Origin of the sequence: Pseudomonas sp. CC6-YY-74 (assembly GCF_002025205.1) — a bacterium.
Lineage (GTDB): Bacteria > Pseudomonadota > Gammaproteobacteria > Pseudomonadales > Pseudomonadaceae > Aquipseudomonas > Aquipseudomonas paeninsulae.
In genome coordinates, this window is sequence record NZ_CP019947.1 from 4,446,941 (window position 1) to 4,465,105 (window position 18,165).

General features: G+C 64.3%; 18 protein-coding genes. 13 read left to right on the forward strand and 5 right to left on the reverse strand.

Features of this window, described 5'->3' with window-relative positions; genetic code table 11:
* Nucleotides 1-111 precede the first annotated feature (111 nt).
* Nucleotides 112-618 carry a M48 family metallopeptidase gene (locus B2D37_RS20125; RefSeq protein ID WP_079204373.1) on the forward strand — a complete coding sequence of 169 codons (507 nt, stop codon included), beginning with the start codon at nt 112-114 and terminating at the stop codon, nt 616-618.
* Nucleotides 619-669: 51 nt separating this feature from the next.
* Here B2D37_RS20125 and B2D37_RS20130 read toward each other — a convergent pair whose 3' ends face one another.
* Nucleotides 670-903 (reverse strand): DUF2789 domain-containing protein, encoded by a 234-nt coding sequence (locus tag B2D37_RS20130; RefSeq protein ID WP_079204374.1) that lies wholly within the window; start codon nt 901-903, stop codon nt 670-672.
* A 125-nt stretch (nt 904-1,028) separates the two neighbouring features.
* Here B2D37_RS20130 and B2D37_RS20135 point away from each other — a divergent pair, with 125 nt between their 5' ends.
* On the forward strand, nt 1,029-1,499 hold the full coding sequence (locus B2D37_RS20135; RefSeq protein ID WP_177345251.1) for an ABC transporter substrate-binding protein: 471 nt from the start codon (nt 1,029-1,031) through the stop codon (nt 1,497-1,499).
* 11 nt (nt 1,500-1,510) lie between these two features.
* Entirely contained in the window at nt 1,511-1,792 is a 282-nt protein-coding gene (locus B2D37_RS20140) for a hypothetical protein (protein ID WP_154067130.1), read from the forward strand.
* A gap of 100 nt (nt 1,793-1,892) precedes the next feature.
* Here B2D37_RS20140 and B2D37_RS20145 read toward each other — a convergent pair whose 3' ends face one another.
* A complete protein-coding gene (locus B2D37_RS20145; protein WP_079204377.1) occupies nt 1,893-2,375 on the reverse strand; it encodes a GreA/GreB family elongation factor in 483 nt (160 codons plus the stop codon).
* 116 nt (nt 2,376-2,491) lie between these two features.
* Here B2D37_RS20145 and B2D37_RS20150 point away from each other — a divergent pair, with 116 nt between their 5' ends.
* A complete protein-coding gene (locus B2D37_RS20150; protein WP_079204378.1) occupies nt 2,492-2,722 on the forward strand; it encodes a hypothetical protein in 231 nt (76 codons plus the stop codon).
* Nucleotides 2,723-2,805: 83 nt separating this feature from the next.
* Nucleotides 2,806-3,666 (forward strand): HDOD domain-containing protein, encoded by an 861-nt coding sequence (locus tag B2D37_RS20155; RefSeq protein WP_256573103.1) that lies wholly within the window; start codon nt 2,806-2,808, stop codon nt 3,664-3,666.
* Nucleotides 3,667-3,805: 139 nt separating this feature from the next.
* Here B2D37_RS20155 and yccS read toward each other — a convergent pair whose 3' ends face one another.
* A complete protein-coding gene (gene yccS / locus B2D37_RS20160) occupies nt 3,806-5,983 on the reverse strand; it encodes a YccS family putative transporter (protein WP_079204380.1) in 2,178 nt (725 codons plus the stop codon).
* A gap of 207 nt (nt 5,984-6,190) precedes the next feature.
* Here yccS and B2D37_RS20165 point away from each other — a divergent pair, with 207 nt between their 5' ends.
* The 5 genes from B2D37_RS20165 (at nt 6,191) to ald (ending at nt 11,218) form a co-directional block, all read left to right on the forward strand.
* Nucleotides 6,191-7,606, forward strand: coding sequence for a nodulation protein NfeD (locus B2D37_RS20165; protein WP_256573104.1), 1,416 nt, complete (start codon nt 6,191-6,193; stop codon nt 7,604-7,606).
* Between the two features lies 1 nt (nt 7,607).
* Complete coding sequence (locus B2D37_RS20170) at nt 7,608-8,366, forward strand: slipin family protein (RefSeq protein ID WP_079204382.1); 759 nt, start codon at nt 7,608-7,610, stop codon at nt 8,364-8,366.
* A 71-nt stretch (nt 8,367-8,437) separates the two neighbouring features.
* Entirely contained in the window at nt 8,438-9,112 is a 675-nt protein-coding gene (locus B2D37_RS23455) for a PLP-dependent cysteine synthase family protein (protein ID WP_218190340.1), read from the forward strand.
* 249 nt (nt 9,113-9,361) lie between these two features.
* A complete protein-coding gene (locus tag B2D37_RS23460) occupies nt 9,362-9,931 on the forward strand; it encodes a glutaredoxin domain-containing protein (protein ID WP_218190341.1) in 570 nt (189 codons plus the stop codon).
* A 162-nt stretch (nt 9,932-10,093) separates the two neighbouring features.
* The gene (gene ald, locus B2D37_RS20180) at nt 10,094-11,218 is read left to right on the forward strand and encodes an alanine dehydrogenase (RefSeq protein WP_079204383.1); all 1,125 of its coding nucleotides are present in this window, start codon (nt 10,094-10,096) and stop codon (nt 11,216-11,218) included.
* Between the two features lie 112 nt (nt 11,219-11,330).
* On the opposite strand, the gene B2D37_RS20185 is transcribed toward ald, so the two are convergent.
* A complete protein-coding gene (locus B2D37_RS20185) occupies nt 11,331-12,125 on the reverse strand; it encodes a phosphatase PAP2 family protein (protein ID WP_079204384.1) in 795 nt (264 codons plus the stop codon).
* 222 nt (nt 12,126-12,347) lie between these two features.
* On the opposite strand from B2D37_RS20185, the gene hslO reads away from it, so the two are divergent.
* From hslO to B2D37_RS20200, 3 genes are all read left to right on the forward strand, one after another.
* Entirely contained in the window at nt 12,348-13,235 is an 888-nt protein-coding gene (gene hslO / locus B2D37_RS20190) for an Hsp33 family molecular chaperone HslO (protein ID WP_079204385.1), read from the forward strand.
* A gap of 158 nt (nt 13,236-13,393) precedes the next feature.
* Entirely contained in the window at nt 13,394-14,935 is a 1,542-nt protein-coding gene (locus B2D37_RS20195; protein WP_079204386.1) for a phosphoenolpyruvate carboxykinase, read from the forward strand.
* A 195-nt stretch (nt 14,936-15,130) separates the two neighbouring features.
* Nucleotides 15,131-17,059 (forward strand): ATP-dependent DNA helicase RecQ, encoded by a 1,929-nt coding sequence (locus tag B2D37_RS20200; protein ID WP_079204387.1) that lies wholly within the window; start codon nt 15,131-15,133, stop codon nt 17,057-17,059.
* Nucleotides 17,060-17,139: 80 nt separating this feature from the next.
* Here B2D37_RS20200 and B2D37_RS20205 read toward each other — a convergent pair whose 3' ends face one another.
* A complete protein-coding gene (locus tag B2D37_RS20205; RefSeq protein ID WP_079204388.1) occupies nt 17,140-18,048 on the reverse strand; it encodes a LysR substrate-binding domain-containing protein in 909 nt (302 codons plus the stop codon).
* Nucleotides 18,049-18,165: the final 117 nt, after the last annotated feature.

Here is an 18,165-nt window from a genome sequence, read left to right on the forward strand (position 1 = left end):
GCTGGGGACAGGCCCCCCGAGCGTCCACAGACTGGCGGCGGCGGGTTGCCCGATCGCCGGGTTGCGGCATACTGCGCAACCCAGGCCCACGAGAATCGCCCGGTACTGTCCATGACCCCACTGAAATTCCTCCAGGGCTACCCGCTCCAGCTGCAAGAGCAGATCCGCCAGCTGATCGACGAGCAGCGCCTGGGCGACTACCTGGCCCAGCGCTACAGCGGCAAGCACGGTGTGCAGAGCGACAAGGCGCTGTACGCCTATATCGTGGCGTTGAAACAGGAGCATTTGCGCAATGCGCCGGCGATCGACAAGGTGCTGTTCGACAACCGCCTCGACCTGACCCATCGCGCCCTCGGCCTGCACACCGCGATTTCCCGGGTGCAGGGCGGCAAGCTCAAGGCGAAGAAGGAGATTCGCGTCGCCGCCTTGTTCAAGGACGCCGCGCCGGAGTTTTTGCAGATGATCGTGGTGCACGAACTGGCCCACCTGAAAGAGGCCGAGCACAACAAGGCGTTCTACAAACTCTGCGAATACATGCTGCCCGACTATCATCAGGTGGAGTTCGATCTGCGTGTGTACTTGACTTGGCGCGAGCTGCAGGGGCGTAGCCCGGCCTGAGTTCGCGGGCGGCCGGCAATCAATGCTCGGGGTCAGTCACCGAGTTGCTTGTCAGCCGCGCAGCAGCAGATTGAGCTGATCGACCACTTCCGCCCAGTCGGCGTCCTCGAGGATCTCCTCGCGCAGAAAGCTGGCCTGGGCGGCGCTCCAGAAGGGCGCATCAGCCAGTTTGCAGGTTTCCGGCAGCGGCGAATGGGTGGTGATGAAGCGCTCGATGCTGGCTTGTTCGGCAGGCAAACCGAGCTGCTTAAACAGCGCCGAAAGACCGTGGGTAGGGCTTTCCATGATGTGCTCCTCTGGAGAGTGGACTCGCCCTTACAGCCTAGCGTATATCGACAAATACCGGCCGCAGGATGCAGACCGCCGAGGCCTGCATGCAGGCAGGTTTTTCAGGGGCTCGAGGTGGCAGCATGCCTTCAGGGTTTTCGCGCAGGTTGTTCGCGGTGGTGGCCAGCCTTGCGCTGCTGCTTCCTCCGTTGGCGCTGGCGCGCGAGTTGCTGGCGGTCGGCAGCGATTTTTCGCGGGTTTTCGAGCGCACGGCGGCGGGCGAATACCGGGGGCTCGGCCCTGACGTCCTGCGCCAGGTGCTTGAGCCGCGTGGCTACAGCCTGCGCTTCGCGTCTTACCCCTGGGCCCGCGCGCAGCGCATGGTCGAGTTGGGTCAAGCCGACATCCTTATCGGCCCCTATCGCAGTCCTGCGCGCGAGGCGCGTTTCGCGTTTGTCGGGCCGGCTTTCTATCGCGACCGGATCGTCTTTTATCGCCGCAGCGACAAGCCGTTTGCTTGGTTCGGCGATTTCCGCCAACTGGACGGCCAGCGCATTGGCGTGGTGCGTGCCTGGGCCTACGGGGAGCGTTTCGATAGCGTGCGCGAGGGCTAGACCTGGTCACCGTGGAGGGGGTCGCCAACGGCCTGAAAATGCTCAGCGTCGGACGCCTCGAGTTGCTCGCCAGCAATCAGCGCAACACCCAGCCGGTGTTACAGGCGCTAGGCTTGGGCGATGAAATCAGCCCGCTCGAACCCCCTATCGATTTCCAGGACGGTTACTTCGCCTTCCCTCTGCAGCGCAGCCATGCACGTCTGCGCGAGGATTTCGACGAGGGCTTTCGGCAGTTGGTCGGGCGTGGGCAACTAGCCCGGCTGGCGGCCCAGTGGCAGGTAGATATTCCATGAGAACGGCTATGCAGCAATTATTTTCTGAGGGTGAGCGTAGGGCCGGCCAGCAACGGCTCAATTTGATGGAGGTGGGCTGAAGCCCACTGAGTGCGGGCGTTCAGCAGACCCGCAGCACCTCGAACCGCTGGCTGCTGCTGCCCATGCGCAGCTCCACCTGATCACCTTCAGCGCAGCCGATCAGGCGTTGTCCAAGCGGTGCTCGTGGGCTGATCACCCGTACCTCCTGACCTTCCAGCAGCAGCTTCAGGCCGGCACCGTCCGGGCCGAGGAACAGGCACTGCTCAGCGCCCTGGGCATCGGCCAACCACACCAAGGCGCTGAGCTGAATGCCCAGTTGCGCATCGAAGGGCCGCAGTCTAAGTTTTTCCCAGGCGCTCAGGGCCTGGCGAATCTCCTCGACCCGGCGCGCCTGCCCGGCGGCCAGATAAGAGGCCTCCAGGCCCAGGGTATCGTACTTGTTCTCGGCAATATTCTCTTCATGGGTGGCCGCTTCATAGGCAGTCAACGCCGCTTGCTGGGCCAGTGCCAGGTCGCTGTGCAGCTTGTCGAGAATCAGTTGCTGGAGCAGAGCTTTGTTCAACGGTCACTCGCAGGGTCGGCAGGAAAAATCTCGGTCTATGCACCAAAGTCTAGTGTCGCCATGGCTACCGAAGGCGGCATTGTGCACGGGTTGCTACTAAAAGTGAGGGTGTGGGAATGAACATGATGCGGTCGATGGGGTTTTTCTTCCTGTTTCTGCTGGTGCCGCTGGGCGCCTTGCTGGCCAACTACCCAGGGCCGATTGCCGAATGGTTGAGCGGTCTGTTCGGTGTGCAAATCAGCCGGGGCAACCTCGGCGCCGGCTTCATGGTGCTGGCGGCGATCTGCCTCAAGGTCGATCTGACCATTCGTCGTCGCGCTCAGGCCAGCCAGGCGAGCATCGCCTGATTGCTCGGACGGCAATCTGCCATCAAATTGGCGCAATAGATCACGGCCTTGGCTACACTGCGCTCCATCTGCGGCGGGAGGCCATGATGGAGACGACACAGTCGGACTACTCGATTTATCGACAGGTAGTCACTCAACTGATGAATGACCAGGAGCAGCTGCCCAGCCTGCCGATGTTGACCCTGGAAATCCGCCGGGCGCTGGCCAGGCCAGAGGTCAGCATGACCCTGCTGGTCAGCCTGATCAGCAAGGATCCGGCGCTCAGTGCGTTGCTGATGAAGTACGCCTCCAGCGCCTTGCTGCGCACCCGCCTGGCACCGAAAACCCTGCAGGACGTGTTGCGCGTGCTCGGCATGCAGCAGGTGGATCGGGTGGTGATGCTGCACAGCGTCAAGAGCCTGTTCGTGCTGCACAGCGTCGGCCACAAGTTGCTGTTCATGGACGCCTGGCAGCGGCTGACCCTGAAGGCGAGCATCTGCGGCTTTCTCGCACGCCAGGTGGGGACGGTGCAGGCCGATCATGCGGTGCTCGCCAGCCTGCTCAGCGAGGTGGGCTCGCTCGCGGTGCTCTCGGCATTCAAGAGCGCTGATCTGGTGCCGACACCGGCGCGTTACCACAGCCTGTGCCAGGTCTACAGCAAATCGCTGGGGGTGATGCTGCTGAAAAAGTGGGCAGTGGATGAGGCCTACGTGGACATCGTGCGCGAGGCGGGCAATTGGACGCTGCAGCGCCAGCGGCAGATCGAGCTGCTCGATCTGGTCAACCTGAGCCTGTTCCACACCATGCATGACACCAACGGCGAAGCGCAGTTGCCGGCGCTGATCAGTCTGGCCGCCTACGCCAAGCTCGATAGCTTACACAATGAAGTGGCGGCGGACGGCAGCCTGGCCCTGGTCAGCCAGCATTGGGACGTAATCCATGAGATGGCCGCAGTGCTGCGCTAACGGCTCGACAGCCCGCTGCATAGCGCTTGGCTAGTGGCCTCTACGGTTGGCGGGTTAACTCAGCTTCGCCGGCCTCGGTGGGTCCTGCACCGACACTACAACCTGGCCTGCGGGCTGCATTCGCCGCGGGGCGCGCCGCCTAGGGCTTGCTGCGGTCCTTGAGCAGGTGCGCGGCGAGGGTGCGCAATGGCCCCAGTTGCCGGCAGATCAGCGCCAGCTGGGTCTGCACCAGTCGCTGCTGGTCGTCCTGTGTATCGGCGTGCTGCTCCAGTTCGGCGGCCAGTTGCTCTTCGGCATCGCTCTGAATCGCCACCGCATGTTCCTCGGCAAGGCTCTTGGCGATTTCCTCGAGGCTGGCGGCCAGGCGTGCGGCGCTCGCCGGCAGCGGGCTCTGCTGGTCGCCGAGGACAATTTCGCCGCGATGCGCGCCAAGGCCCGATAGGTAGTTGAGCAGGGTGTGCGACAGCACCAGGAAGCGAAAGCCGGTGTCCGCCTCTTTACGAAAATGCCCGGGTTCCATGAGCATGTTGCCGAGGGTGGTGGACAGCGCGGCTTCGGCGTTGTGCGCATTGCGCCGGGCCAGGCGGTAGGCCAGGTCGTCGCGCTTGCCGCTGACATACTGCTGGATGATCTGGCGCAGGTAGGTGCTGTTGCAGCTGAGGGTGTTGGCCAGCATGCGGTTGAGCCGGCGGCCCTGCCATTCCGGCAGGATCAGGAACACCGCCAGCCCGGCGATCAGGCTGCCGATCAGGGTGTCGAACAGGCGCGGCAGGATCAAACCGTAACCGTCGCCGACCTGGTTGAAACAGAACAGCACCAGCAGGGTGATTGCCGCGGTGGCCAGGGTGTAGCGGCTGCTGCGGGTGGCGAAGAAGGCCACCCCGGCAGCCACGGCGAAGAAGGCTTGAATCAGTGGGCTGGGGAACAGGTCGAACAGCGCCCAGCCGAGCACCAGGCCGAGTACCGTGCCGGCGATCCTTTGCACCAGTTTGCGCCGGGTGGCGCCGTAGTTCGGCTGGCAGACGAACACCGTGGTCAGCAGGATCCAGTAACCCTGGGTTGGGTGAATCCAGTGCAGCACGCCATAGCCGGCGGCCAGGGCGATGGCCAGGCGCAGGGCGTGGCGGAACAGCAGTGAGGTCGGGGTCAGTTGCTGGCGCAGACGATCCGCGACCTCCTTGAACGAGTGCGGCTCGCGATCCAGCAGGCTGCTGTCCTGTTGCTCGGCCAGGGCATTGGGGTTGCTGGCGTGGCCGAGCAGCTGGTCGAGGGCGGCGAGGTTGCCGGCCAGGGCGGCTAGCGAGCGCAGCAGCTGGCGCCAGGCCGGGTTGCTCTGCCGTCCCAGGTGCTGCAATGAGGCATGTAGGTCGTCCAACGCCTGACTGCACTGCTCGCGGTACTCGAACGGCTGGCGCAGTTCGATGGCCTGGGCCAGGCGCTGACAGGCCTCGCCATGCAGGCGCAGCAGGCGCTGGCAGCGGAACAGCACATCGCTGTGAAAGAAGGCTTCGGCTAGCTCGTTGTACGGGTAATGCGAGGAACTGGCGCGCTCGTGGATGTCCTGGGCGAGGAAGTACAGCTTGAGGTAGCGACTGACCTTGCTGCCTGGCCGAGCACCGCCGACGCGGTGCAGGATGATTTCCTTGGCGGCATTCAGTGCCGCCACCACCCGACCGTTTTGCTTGGCCAGGGCCAGGCGCCGCTCTTCCACATCGAGTTGGCGCAGCGGCTCGAACAGGGCGGCCTTGAGCTTGAGGTACTGGCCCAGTTCGCGGAACAGCCGGGCCAGGCTGTGCTGCACCGGCTGGTTGGCAAACAGGGCATTCCAGATCACCGACAACACCCCGTACCAGGCCGCTCCCGCCACCATTATCAGCGGTTCCAGCCACAGGCCGGCGATGCCGCCGCGCTGCTCCACACCGATCATGCTGTAGATCGCCAGGATCAGGGTGGCCGAGCCCAGGGTGGCGTAGCGCTCACCGAGGGCGCCGAGCATGGTCAGGGCGAAGCTGGCCAGGGCCAGGGCGCTGACGAGCAGCCAGGGGTAGGGGAACAGCCACTCGACTGTGTAGGCCGCCGCGCTGAAGCAGCCGAGGGTCACCAGCAGTGCGGTCAGGCGGCCTTGCCAGCTGTCGTCGGTCTCGGCCAGGGCGCTGGCGATCACCCCGAGAAACAGCGGAGTCAACGCCTGCATCCAGTCCTGCGCCCAGCACAGCCACAGGCTGCCGCTGAGGGCGATGAGCACCCGCAGGCTGTAGCTGAATTTATCCAGCGCCCACAGGCGGCGCAGGGAGTGGCGAAAAGAGCTGGCGGGCATCCGGGCGACCTTGTGCAGCGGTAATAGTGAGCAGACTAACGGAGTATGCGGGCGTCTGGCACCCTATTGATGACAGCTTTTGTGGCCGGTCTGCCAGCTCGGGGCGAAGACGCCGACTCTGCGCGAAAACGCATGGACTATCCTCTAAGCAGACAACCGTACTTTGCCAGTCTTTTGCCACCCGTAACGGCTGTCGTGGAGAGGGCCGTGAAGGTTTTCCCGATACAGCGTTTGCTCCTGCTCCTGCTCCTGGCCCTGTTGCTCTTGCCCGCAGGGCTGACGGCGGCCCCCGCGGTGGTGGTGGAGTTGCGCGTCGATGGCGCGATTGGCCCGGCCAGCGCCGACTATGTGGTGCGCGGCTTGGCCCGCGCGGTGAACGAGGGCGCGGTACTGGTGGTGCTGAGCATCGACACCCCCGGCGGCCTGGACACCTCGATGCGCTCGATCATCAAGGCGATTCTCGCCAGCCCGATTCCGGTGGCCAGCTTCGTTGCACCCAGTGGTGCGCGGGCCGCCAGTGCCGGCACCTATATCCTCTATGCCAGCCATATTGCGGCGATGGCGCCGGGCACCAACCTCGGCGCGGCCACCCCGGTGCAGATTGGCGGCACGCCCGGTTCGCCGTCACCAGCACCGGACAAGCCGCAGAGCGCCGATAAGGGTGACACGCCCGGCAGCGCCGCCGAGGCCGAGAAGGCCGGCGCACCGACCGATACCCTGAGTAAAAAACAAATCAACGATGCCTCCGCCTATATCCGTGGCCTGGCGCAGCTGCGCGGGCGCAATGCCGAGTGGGCCGAGCGGGCGGTGCGCGAGTCGGTCAGCCTGTCCGCCGAAGAAGCGCTCGAGCTCAAGGTGGTCGATTACCTCGCCCGTGACCTGGCCGATCTGCTCACACAGCTGGACGGTAAACGCTTCACCGCCGCCGGCGTCGAGGTGACGCTGCAGACCGCCGATGCCGTGGTGGTCAGCCGCGAGCCGGACTGGCGCGCACGGTTGCTGGCGGTGATCACCAATCCCAGTGTGGCGCTGCTGTTGATGATGATCGGTGTCTACGGTCTGTTCTTCGAATTTTCCAACCCGGGCAGCGGCGTCGGCGGCGTGCTCGGTGGCATCTGTCTGATTCTGGCGCTGTACGCCCTGCAGTTGTTGCCGGTCAACTACGCTGGAGTGGCCTTGATCCTGCTCGGCATCGCCTTTATCGCGGCCGAGGCCTTCATGCCGAGTTTCGGTGTGCTCGGGATTGGCGGGTTGGTTGCCTTCGTCTTTGGCGCCTTGATTCTGATCGACACCGAAGTGCCCGGCTTCGGCATTCCCCTGACGTTGATCGTGACCCTGGCCCTGACCACGGGAGCGATTATTTTCGCCATCGTCAGCATGGCCTTGCGCGCCAGGCGTCGCGCCCTGGTCGGCGGCGACAGCGAACTGATCGGCAGTCTGACGCGGATCCAGGCGGTGCAGCCGAGCAACCCGCTGGGCGGCTGGGTGCAACTGCAAGGCGAGAACTGGCAGGTCGTCAGCCAGGTGCCGCTGCAACCCGGCCAGCAGGTGCGGGTGCTGGCGCGCAAAGGCTCGATGCTGGACGTCGCCACCACTGAAGCAACATCGCCACAAGGAGACTGACATGGGTTTTGAACTGAGTTTTGCCACGCTGGCGGTGCTGCTGATGGCGCTGCTGGTTTCGGCGTTTCGTATCCTGCGCGAATACGAGCGCGGCGTGGTGTTCCAGTTGGGGCGCTTCTGGCGGGTCAAGGGGCCGGGCCTGGTGATCATCATTCCGGGCATCCAGCAGATGGTCCGCGTCGACCTGCGCACCATCGTGATGGATGTGCCGACCCAGGACGTGATTTCCCGCGACAACGTCTCGGTCAAGGTCAATGCAGTGATCTACTTTCGCGTGCTTGACCCGCAGAAGGCGATCATCCAGGTCGAGGATTACCACGCGGCCACCAGCCAGCTGTCGCAAACCACTCTGCGCGCGGTGCTCGGCAAGCACGAACTGGACGAGATACTCGCCGAGCGCGAGCGCTTGAATGTCGATATCCAGCAAGTGCTGGATGCACAAACCGACGCCTGGGGCATCAAGGTGGCAAATGTCGAGATCAAGCACGTCGACCTCGACGAATCGATGATCCGCGCCATCGCCAAGCAGGCCGAAGCCGAGCGTGAGCGGCGGGCCAAGGTGATTCATGCCGAGGGTGAATTGCAGGCCTCGGAAAAACTCATGCAAGCCGCCGAGATGCTTGGCCGCCAACCAGGCGCCATGCAGCTGCGCTACATGCAGACCCTGAGCAATATCGCCGGCGACAAGAGCTCGACCATCGTCTTTCCGCTGCCGATCGAACTGCTCCAGGGCATGGCCGAACGCAAGGGCAATAATTAGCCGGCCACAGCGCTGGGGCTCGCGGCGTGCGAGTTTCTGCGCTGTGGCCGAGGCTGCTGACGGAGGCTGCGATGAACATTCGCTACGAGAGTATTCTGGCCACCATCGGCCGCACCCCGGTGATCCGTATCAATCGCCTGGCGCCGCCTGGCGTCGAGTTGTACGTCAAGGCGGAAGCCTTCAATCCCATGGGCTCGGTCAAGGACCGCATGGCCCTCAGCGTGATCGAGGCGGCCGAAGCCAGCGGTGCACTGCAACCCGGGCAGACGGTGATCGAGGCCACCAGCGGCAACACCGGCATCGGCCTGGCCATGGTCTGCGCGGCCAAGGGTTATCCGCTGGTGGTGACCATGGCCGAGAACTTCAGCATCGAGCGGCGCAAGATTCTGCGTTTTCTTGGCGCCCGAGTGGTGCTTACCCCGGCGGCGCTCAAAGGCAGCGGCATGCTCGGCAAGGCCGAGGAACTGGCGGCGGCGCATGGCTGGTTCCTGGTGCGCCAGTTCGAGAACGAGGCCAACGCCGACGCCCACACGCGCACCACCGCCCTGGAAATCCTCGAGGCCTTCGCCGATGGCTCGCTCGACTACTTCGTCACCGGCTACGGCACCGGCGGCACGCTCAAGGGCACGCGCGGGTGTTGCGCGAGTACCGTCCGGCAACCCGCATCGTGGTCTGCGAGCCGGATAACTCGCCGTTGCTGGGTAGCGGTATCGAACAAACGCGTGACGCCGACGGTCGGCCGCTGAACAGCCACCCGGCGTTTCGCCCCATCTGATGCAAGGCTGGACCCCGGATTTCATCCCCAAACTCACCGAAGACGCCCGCCGTCTTGGCCTGATCGACCGGATCGTGCCGATCAACGGTAGCCAGGCCCTGCACTACGCCCGCCAGTTGGCGCGCCAGGAGGGCATCTTCTGCGGGCCTTCGAGCGGCGCCACCTTCGCTGGCGCCATGGCTGTGGCCGCCGCTGCTGCCCCGGCAGCCGCATCCTGTGCATGCTGCCGGACACCGGCGAGCGCTATTTGTCCACGCCGCTGTTCGACGACATCGCCGTCGACATGAGCGAGGAGGAACAGCAGCTGGCCAGCTCGACGCCCAACTACCGCTTCGACGTCAGCCCCGCCACGCCAAGTGCGGCGCAGCCAGAGCCTATCGGCGAAGAAGTCGATGCCAAGATCGAGGCGTTGCTGGCGCAGATCCTCGCCGACCGCCAGCAGCCATTGGTGATGTTTGCCCTGGAATGGTGCGAGTTCTGCTGGTCGGCGCGCAAGCTGTTCAACGCCCTCGGCGTGGCCTACCGCTCGGTCGACCTGGACTCGGTCGAGTACCAGCAGGACGACCTCGGCGGCCGCCTGCGTGTGGCGCTGCGGCGCAAGAGCGGGATGCTCAGCATCCCGCAGATATTCGTCGGTGGCGAACTGGTCGGGGGCTGCAATGAACTGTTTGGCGCCTATGCCGATGGTCGGCTCGCCACGCTGTTGCGTGCCCAGGGCGTCGAATTGGCTGAGGTGCCTGCGATCGATCCGACCACCCTGGCGCCGGCCTGGCTGCATCCGCGCAGCTGACAGGCTGCGGACAAACTGTCGCGTTCTGCGCCAAGTTGCGCAGAACGCGCCGTGACACGGGAGCGAATCGGGGCTTTCCCCTGAAGTGCGGCGGATATACAGGGAGGTCGGCGCCATCGCTCTTCTACACTTCAAGTTACTCGTCGGCTTAAGGAGAGAATCATGCGTATCGGTGTTCCCAAAGAGATCAAGAACCATGAGTACCGCGTCGGCTTGACCCCACATTCGGTAGCCGAACTGACCAGCCTTGGCCATCAGGTCTGGGTCGAGACGTTGGCCGGCGCCGCGATCGGCTTCAGCGACGGCGACTACCAGACGGCCGGCGCGCAGATCGCCGGGGACGCGGCGCAGGTGTTCGCCGAGGCGCAGTTGATCGTCAAGGTCAAGGAGCCGCTGACCGCCGAGCGCGCGCGGCTGCGCCCCGAACACACGTTATTCACCTACCTGCACCTGGCGCCGGACCGGCCGCAGACCGACGAGCTGATGGCCAGCGGTGCCACCTGCATCGCCTACGAAACCGTCACCGATAGTCACGGCCGGCTGCCGCTGCTGGCGCCGATGTCCGAGGTGGCGGGGCGCATGTCGATCCAGGCCGGGGCCAATTGCCTGGAAAAAGCCAGGGGCGGGCGCGGTGTGCTGCTCGGCGGCGTACCGGGGGTGGCGCCGGGCAAGGTAGTGATTCTCGGCGGCGGCGTGGTCGGCAGTCATGCCCTGGCCATGGCGGTAGGCCTGGGCGCCGATGTCACGGTGCTGGACAAGAGCGTCGATGCCCTGCGTCGGCTGGACACCCAGTACGCCAGCCGCATCACCACCCTCTATTCGACTCGCGCCGCGCTGCGCGAGCAGATTCTGGCGGCCGACCTGGTGATCGGCGGCGTGCTGATTCCCGGTGCCGCCGCGCCCAAACTGATCAGCGCCGAGATGGTCAGGCAGATGCAGCCCGGTTCGGTGTTGGTGGATGTGGCGATCGACCAGGGTGGCTGTGCCGAGACCTCCAAGGCCACCACCCACGATAATCCGACCTATGTGGTCGATGAGGTGGTGCATTACTGTGTGGCCAACATGCCCGGCGCGGTGGCGCGCACCTCGACCCTGGCGCTGAACAACGCGACCCTGCCGTTCGTCATCGCCCTCGCCGAGAAAGGGACGCGCCGCGCGCTGGAGGACGACCCGCATCTGTGCAATGGCCTCAACGTGGCCAAGGGTGTGATTATCTGCGGCAGCGTCGCCGAAGCCCATGGCTTGCCCTTCCAATCGGCGACCAGCGTGCTGGAACATCTGCTGTAGCGCGAGCGGCCGGGGCCCGCACAGGGAGTGTCTGCTGCTTTTGTCGGCGGGTTGACCTCGGCGCGATACTTTTGGCCTGCAGGGCAGGCCGGCTTTCGCCGCGTGGCGCCTCTCAGCGCCCCGAAATCACGCTGATTCGCCCCAGCAGCGGCAGGCGCGTCAGTTGCCGGCTCAGCGGTGCACTGATGCGCTCCAGCCAGGCGCTGGCCGCGCAGGCGAAGGGGGTATAGCAGCCCCATGCCAGCGCCAGCAGGCTGAGGAACACCCCGCCAACCAGCGCGTCCGAAGCCCAATGGGCGCCAGCGACCAGGCGTGGCAGCATGAACAGCACGGCCATGCTCCAGACCAGTAGCAGCTTCCAACCGCGGGCGAAGAAACTCATGAACAGCGCCCAGAGCAGCAGCACCGAGGCGTGGTCGCCGGGGAAGCTGCGGCTGGCGCTGTCTTTCATGTCCCAGCGCTCTGCCCAGGCGGGGAACAGTTCGGTCAGGCGCGCGCTGCCTTCTACCACCAGTGAGGCGCTCGGCCGTTGCCAGTCCATCAGTTTGACCAGATCGGCGAAACCGACGCGTATCAGCAGCATTACCAGCAGGACGGCGAAAAAGGCGAACAGCGCTCGGCGCACCTGGGCACCGCTGAATACCAGGTCGGCCTTGAGCATCACTGCCAGCATCAGCAGGCCGACGCCCATATCCGTCGGGCGCATGCTGCCGATGGCCCAGATGTGCGCCCACAGACCGGCCGCGTGCACCGGTTCGTTGAGCAGGGCGAACAGTAGCAGGTCGAGTCGATCCCACAGTTGGCGGGTTGGCTGCCACAGCCAGCTGGCGAGCAGCAGCATGGCGCTAATGTGGCAGATCAGCAGGGGGCGCAGGCGCCATTGGCTGTTGACGAAAGTGCAGGGCATGCTACCGCTCCTTGGTGGAAATAATGGTGTGCCTTCCCAGGCGGCGCGCATTGTAGGGGAGCTGGTTGGGGTTTGCATGTGACCTGAGCCGCAAATCCCCCCGAAGATTGATCGTCAATCGGCAAGCCCGTGGCGGTCATTCGGCGTGCGGTCCTTGGTTAGCGCGGCATTTGTGCATAAAATCGCCTGATTTTCGCAGTTCCCCTTGCAGGCGAGCCCGCTATGCCCGATTTCACCCAACGCTTTCTGTTCGACGACACCGACATTCGCGGCGAGTTGGTCGTCCTGGGCGAGAGCTACCAGCACGTGCTGGCCAAACATGAATACCCGCAGCCGGTCGCGCAATTGCTTGGCGAGCTGATGGCCGCTGCATCCTTGCTGGTTGGCACCCTGAAGTTCGACGGCCTGCTGATTTTGCAGGCGCGCTCCTCGGGTGCGCTGCCGTTATTGATGGTCGAATGCTCCAGCGCCGGCGAACTGCGCGGGATCGCCCGCTACCAGGCCGAACAGATCAGTGCCGATGCCGGCCTGGCCGAGCTGATGCCCGATGGTGTGCTGGCGATGACCATCGACCCCGCCCAGGGGCAGCGCTATCAAGGCATCGTCGACCTGGACGGCGCCACGTTGAGCGATTGCCTGACCAACTATTTCACCACGTCAGAGCAACTGGCCACCCGCTTCTGGCTGTGTGCCGACGGTCAGCGCGCGCGCGGCCTGCTGCTCCAGCAGTTGCCCGCCGATCGACTGCACGATCCGGAAGAGCGCGAGGCCAGCTGGCAGCATGCGGCGACCCTGGCCGGCACCCTGACCCACGAAGAACTGCTCGGCCTGGACAATGAAACCCTGCTGCACCGTCTCTATCATGAAGAGTCGCTGCGCCTGTTCGAGCCGCGTGCGCTGCAGTTTCGTTGCAGCTGCTCGCGTGAACGTTCGGCCAATGCGCTGGTCAGTTTAGGTCAGGCCGATGCCGAGCTGCTGCTGAGCGAACATGCCGGCCAGGTGGTGATCGATTGCCAGTTCTGCAACCAGCGCTACGCGTTTGACGCGGCCGACATCGTCCAGCTATTCATCGGCGGCGGCAGCGCAGGGCCTGCGGACACGCTGCATTGACGCCGATAGTTTGCGCCTATCGATCCCTTGGCGGGTCGAGTGCTGCCAAGGGACGGGCTTTCTGGCATAATCCCGGCACTTTTTTCTCGCTGTAGTAGTGTCTTTGCTTTTACTACAAACCGTTTGGAAACTCGGCCCTTTGGCCGACGGGGACCCTCATGACGCAAGCTAACAACGCCGTGTACACCGACATCAGCGCTGCACAACTGGTCGAAGAAGCCATTCGCCGCGGTGAGGGCGAACTGGCTGCCAGTGGCGCCCTGGTCGTCCGTACCGGCCACCGCACTGGTCGTTCGCCGGCTGATCGCTTTATCGTGCAGGAGCCGAGCACCGAGGCGAAAATCGCCTGGGGCGCGATCAACCGCCCGTTCCCAGCCGACAAGTTCGATGCCCTGTGGGATCGCGTCGAGGCGTTCAGTCGTGATCAGGACTCCTTCGTTTCCCACGTGCATGTAGGCTCCGCCGAGGAACACTCCCTGGCAGTCAAGATGACCACCGCCACGGCCTGGCAGAACCTGTTCGGCCGTCAGCTGTTCATCAACCCCGAGACTTACAACCAAGCCGGCAAGGACGAGTGGACGGTGCTCAACGTGGCCAACTTCGAGTGCGTGCCCGAGCGTGACGGCACCAACTCCGACGGCTGCGTGATCATCAACTTCGCCGCCAAGAAGGTTCTGCTGGCCGGCATGCGTTACGCCGGTGAGATGAAGAAAGCCATGTTCTCGGTGCAGAACTTCCTGCTCCCGGAAAAAGACGTGCTGCCGATGCACTGCGCCGCCAACATCGGCGAAGAGGGCGATGTGACCCTGTTCTTCGGCCTGTCCGGCACTGGCAAGACCACCCTGTCGGCCGACGAGTCGCGCTACCTGATCGGCGATGACGAACACGGCTGGGGCGAGGGCGTGGTGTTCAACATCGAGGGCGGTTGCTATGCCAAGTGCATCGACCTGTCCGAGAAGAACGAACCGGTAATCTGGAAAGCCATCCAGTTCGGTACCGTGCTGGAAAACGTCGTCCTCGACGACGAGCGCGTGCCGGATTACACCGATGACAGCCTGACCCAGAACAGCCGCGCCGCCTACCCGCTGGAGTTCGTCGAGAAGCGCAGCGAGAAGAACCTCGGCGGCGAGCCGAACGCGGTGATCTTCCTGACCTGCGACCTGACCGGCGTGCTGCCGCCAGTGTCGATCCTCAGCGAAGAGCAGGCGGCCTACCACTTCCTGTCTGGTTACACCGCGCTGGTCGGTTCCACCGAGATGGGCAGCGGCAGCGGCATCAAGTCGACCTTCTCCACCTGCTTCGGCGCGCCGTTCTTCCCGCGCCCGGCTGGCGAATACGCCGAATTGCTGATCAAGCGCATTCGCGGCTTCAACTCCAAGGTCTACCTGGTCAACACCGGCTGGACCGGCGGCGGCTACGGCGTCGGCAAGCGCTTCAATATTCCGACTACCCGTGGCGTGATTGCCGCGATCCAGAGCGGCGCGCTGATCGGCACCGAGACCGAGCAACTGCCGATCATCAACCTCAGCGTGCCGACGTCGGTACCGGGCGTCGAAACCAGCCTGCTCAACCCACGCAACACCTGGGCAGACCAGAACGGCTACGACGAAGCAGCCAAAGGCCTGGCCAAGCTGTTCGTCGAAAACTTCAAGAAGTTCGATGTCAGCGACGCCATCAAGCAGGCCGGCCCGCAGCTCTAAGCTGCAGCGCGCCCTGCGACAGAGCCGCCTTCGGGCGGCTTTTTCGTTATGCCGATTAGGTGCTGCGTGGTCGCGAGCAAACCGCCGCCGATTCTTCTGCCCCCAGGCATTGTGGTGCGCACGGCGCACCCTACCCAAGGCACCTTCACCGCGATATGGTCACAGGCCATCCAGCGGTCAACGGAGTGACAGCTCATGTACACAACTCTTGAACGTGTTTTCGGTTTCAAGCAACTGCGTCCCGGCCAGGAAGCGGCGATCGGCGCCGTGCTGGCCGGGCGCTCGGCGGCGGCGATCTTTCCCACCGGTTCGGGCAAGTCGCTGTGCTACCAGTTGTCGGCGCTGCACCTGCCGCACCTGACCCTGGTGGTCTCGCCATTGCTGGCGCTGATGCAGGATCAGCTGGCTTTTCTCGCCCGCCACGGCATCAGCGCCGCCAGCATCGACTCGGCGCAGAGCCGCGAAGACGCCAGCGCGGTGATGGCCCGGGCCAAGTCCGGCGAACTGAAGATCCTGATGATCTCGGTCGAACGCCTGAAGAATGAACGTTTCCGCAACTTCATCGGCCAGGTGCCGATCTCCCTGCTGGTGATCGACGAGGCCCACTGCATCTCCGAGTGGGGCCACAATTTTCGTCCCGACTATCTCAAGTTGCCCGACTACCAGCGCCAGTTCGGCATTCCCCAGGTGCTGCTGCTCACTGCCACCGCCACGCCTCCGGTGATCGCCGACATGCAGGCCAAGTTCGCCATCGCGCCGGCGGATGTGATCACCACCGGCTTCTACCGGGCCAACCTCAACCTGCTGGTCGAGCCGGTCAGTGGCGCCGACAAGCAGCGCCGGTTGGTCGAGTGGCTGGGGGCCAAGGCCGAGCAGCCGAGCATCGTCTACGTCACCCAGCAGAAGACCGCCGAGCAGGTCGCCGAACGCCTGAGCCAGCGCGGAATCGCCGCCAGCGCCTATCACGCCGGCATGGCCCATGAAGCACGCGAGGCGATCCAGCGCCGGTTCATGGGCGGGCAGATCAATTGCATCGTCGCCACCATCGCCTTCGGCATGGGCATCGACAAGAGCGACATCCGCAACGTGGTGCATTTCGACCTGCCCAAGTCGATCGAGAACTACAGTCAGGAGATCGGCCGGGCCGGGCGCGACGGCCAGCCGTCCGACTGCCTAGTGCTGGCCAACCGCGACAGCCTCAACGTGCTGGAAAACTTCGTCTATGGCGACACGCCCGAGCAGGGCGGCATCCGCTGCGTGCTCGACGAACTGCTGGCCAGCAGCCAGGACGGTCAGTGGGAACTGCTGCTCAATGCTCTGTCCGAGCAGAGCAACATCCGCCAACTGCCGCTGAAAACCCTGCTGGTGCAATTGGAGCTGCGCGGCATCATCGCCCCGCGCTACGCCTACTTCGCCGAATACCGCTTCAAACTCCTGCTCGAGCCCGAGGCCCTGCTGGCCAAGTTCGACGGCGAACGCCGCCAGTTCGTCGAGGCCATCCTCACTAGCTCACAGCGCGCCCGCACCTGGTGCACCCTGGATTTCGACACGCTCTACCAGCAGCACCAGGCCGACCGCGGGCGGGTGGTCAAGGCGCTGGACTACTTCCAGGAAAAGGGCTGGATCGAGCTGGAAAGCAAGCAGATGACCGAGGTCTACGCGCTGCTCGATGCCGGCTTCGATCCTGAAGCACTGAGCGCCGAGTTGCATGGTTACTTCAAGCAGCAGGAACGCAGTGAAATCACCCGCATCCACGCCATGCTCGAACTGTTCGCCACCGAGCACTGTCTGAGTCAGCGCCTGGCCGCCTACTTCGGTGACCGCCAGGCGCCCGAGCGTTGCGGTCACTGCTCGGTGTGCCATGGCCAGGTCGCCCACCTGCCGGAGCCGCCGCCGCTGCCCGCATTGGCCGAACATGACCTGCAACGCCTGTGCGGCAGCTTTATCCAGCGCCACGCCGAGTTGAAAGGCCACACACCGAGCGCCGAATGCCTGACCCGCTTCCTCTGCGGTATCAGCGTGCCGCTGTTGAGCAAACTCAAGGCGCGCGGGATTGCCGGCTTCGCCGCGTTGGACAGCTACCCCTACGCCGAGGTGCGCGCCTGGGCCGAGCAGGCAGGCTAATCAGGTGACGGCTTGAGGGCGCATAACGGCCCGGTTCTCGAGCGAGCAGTTGCCGAGGCCTGGCCGGATCGGCAGGCCGCTTAAGGGATTTTGTAGCTGTCGGGTATCTCAAGCGCCACGAAGTGGCGCATATGCTCCAAAAAGCCTTGATGAAATTTAGACAGCCGAGCTTGGGTGGGAATCAGCATGCTGAAATCCATCTCGATCACCGGCTCGAAGGCACGAAACAGCACGCCGCTTCCCCGGTATTCGAGCGCGCTGATGGCATCCACCAGGGCGACCCCGGCGCCCTGCTCGACAAACATGCACATGGGGATCGACAACTGGGTCTCCAGGCGCAGTTCACGCTGCACGTCATGGGCGGCGAAAATCGCGTCTATATGCTGGCGCGAGGCAATCGCCTGCGGGTAGGAGATGAAGGCTTCACCCTCCAGGTCTTCGGGCACTATCAGTGCCTTGTCTTGTAGCCGGTGACCGACCGGCAAGGCGCACAGCAGGCGCGATTTCAGCAGCTTCTCGCTGCGCGGGCTGGGGTAGGTATTGGGTTGCACGATAAAACCCAGGTCGCAGCGCTGGCCCACCACCAGGTCCACCACTTCGCGTGACGACTGCACCACCAGGGTGATCTGCGCCTGCTCGTGCGCTTTGAGAAAAGCGCTGATCGCCCGCGGCAGAAAGGACAGTCCCAACGCTGGCGCGCAGGCGATATGCAGCGAGCCGCGGGTGAGGTTGCCGATTTCCCGGGCGGTGCGGGCGATGCGCTCCACCCCCAGCAGCGAGCGCTGCACTTCTTCGTACAGCACCAGCGCTTCCGGGGTGGGCTGCAGACGGCCTTTGGTCCGTTCGAACAGGGCGAAGCCGATGTCCTCCTCCAGCGCGCCGATCAGCCGGGTCGCCGCCGGCTGGGAGATGTGCAGCATCTCGGCGGCGCGGGTGACGGTCTGCCCGAGGATGACCGCACGAAAGGCTTCCAATTGACGCAGATTCATCCGCCGCAACCCCATAACAAAAAGACATAGTCTTGCCAAAATAAAGCATTTTTCATCGCCGCATAAGCGCCCTAGGATCAATCTCATCTTCAGCGACAAGGCAGTCTGACTGAATCC

What these genes read in the sequence shown, in the direction of transcription:
- B2D37_RS23455 (WP_218190340.1), top strand. Translation starts at nt 8,438, where the DNA reads ATGAACATTCGCTACGAGAGTATTCTGGCCACCATCGGCCGCACCCCG.
- B2D37_RS20155 (WP_256573103.1), top strand. Translation starts at nt 2,806, where the DNA reads ATGATGGAGACGACACAGTCGGACTACTCGATTTATCGACAGGTAGTC.
- B2D37_RS20200 (WP_079204387.1), top strand. Translation starts at nt 15,131, where the DNA reads ATGTACACAACTCTTGAACGTGTTTTCGGTTTCAAGCAACTGCGTCCC.
- B2D37_RS23460 (WP_218190341.1), top strand. Translation starts at nt 9,362, where the DNA reads ATGCTGCCGGACACCGGCGAGCGCTATTTGTCCACGCCGCTGTTCGAC.
- ald (WP_079204383.1), top strand. Translation starts at nt 10,094, where the DNA reads ATGCGTATCGGTGTTCCCAAAGAGATCAAGAACCATGAGTACCGCGTC.
- B2D37_RS20195 (WP_079204386.1), top strand. Translation starts at nt 13,394, where the DNA reads ATGACGCAAGCTAACAACGCCGTGTACACCGACATCAGCGCTGCACAA.
- B2D37_RS20125 (WP_079204373.1), top strand. Translation starts at nt 112, where the DNA reads ATGACCCCACTGAAATTCCTCCAGGGCTACCCGCTCCAGCTGCAAGAG.
- hslO (WP_079204385.1), top strand. Translation starts at nt 12,348, where the DNA reads ATGCCCGATTTCACCCAACGCTTTCTGTTCGACGACACCGACATTCGC.
- yccS (WP_079204380.1), bottom strand. Translation starts at nt 5,983, where the DNA reads ATGCCCGCCAGCTCTTTTCGCCACTCCCTGCGCCGCCTGTGGGCGCTG.
- B2D37_RS20185 (WP_079204384.1), bottom strand. Translation starts at nt 12,125, where the DNA reads ATGCCCTGCACTTTCGTCAACAGCCAATGGCGCCTGCGCCCCCTGCTG.
- B2D37_RS20170 (WP_079204382.1), top strand. Translation starts at nt 7,608, where the DNA reads ATGGGTTTTGAACTGAGTTTTGCCACGCTGGCGGTGCTGCTGATGGCG.
- B2D37_RS20205 (WP_079204388.1), bottom strand. Translation starts at nt 18,048, where the DNA reads ATGAATCTGCGTCAATTGGAAGCCTTTCGTGCGGTCATCCTCGGGCAG.
- B2D37_RS20135 (WP_177345251.1), top strand. Translation starts at nt 1,029, where the DNA reads ATGCCTTCAGGGTTTTCGCGCAGGTTGTTCGCGGTGGTGGCCAGCCTT.
- B2D37_RS20130 (WP_079204374.1), bottom strand. Translation starts at nt 903, where the DNA reads ATGGAAAGCCCTACCCACGGTCTTTCGGCGCTGTTTAAGCAGCTCGGT.
- B2D37_RS20150 (WP_079204378.1), top strand. Translation starts at nt 2,492, where the DNA reads ATGAACATGATGCGGTCGATGGGGTTTTTCTTCCTGTTTCTGCTGGTG.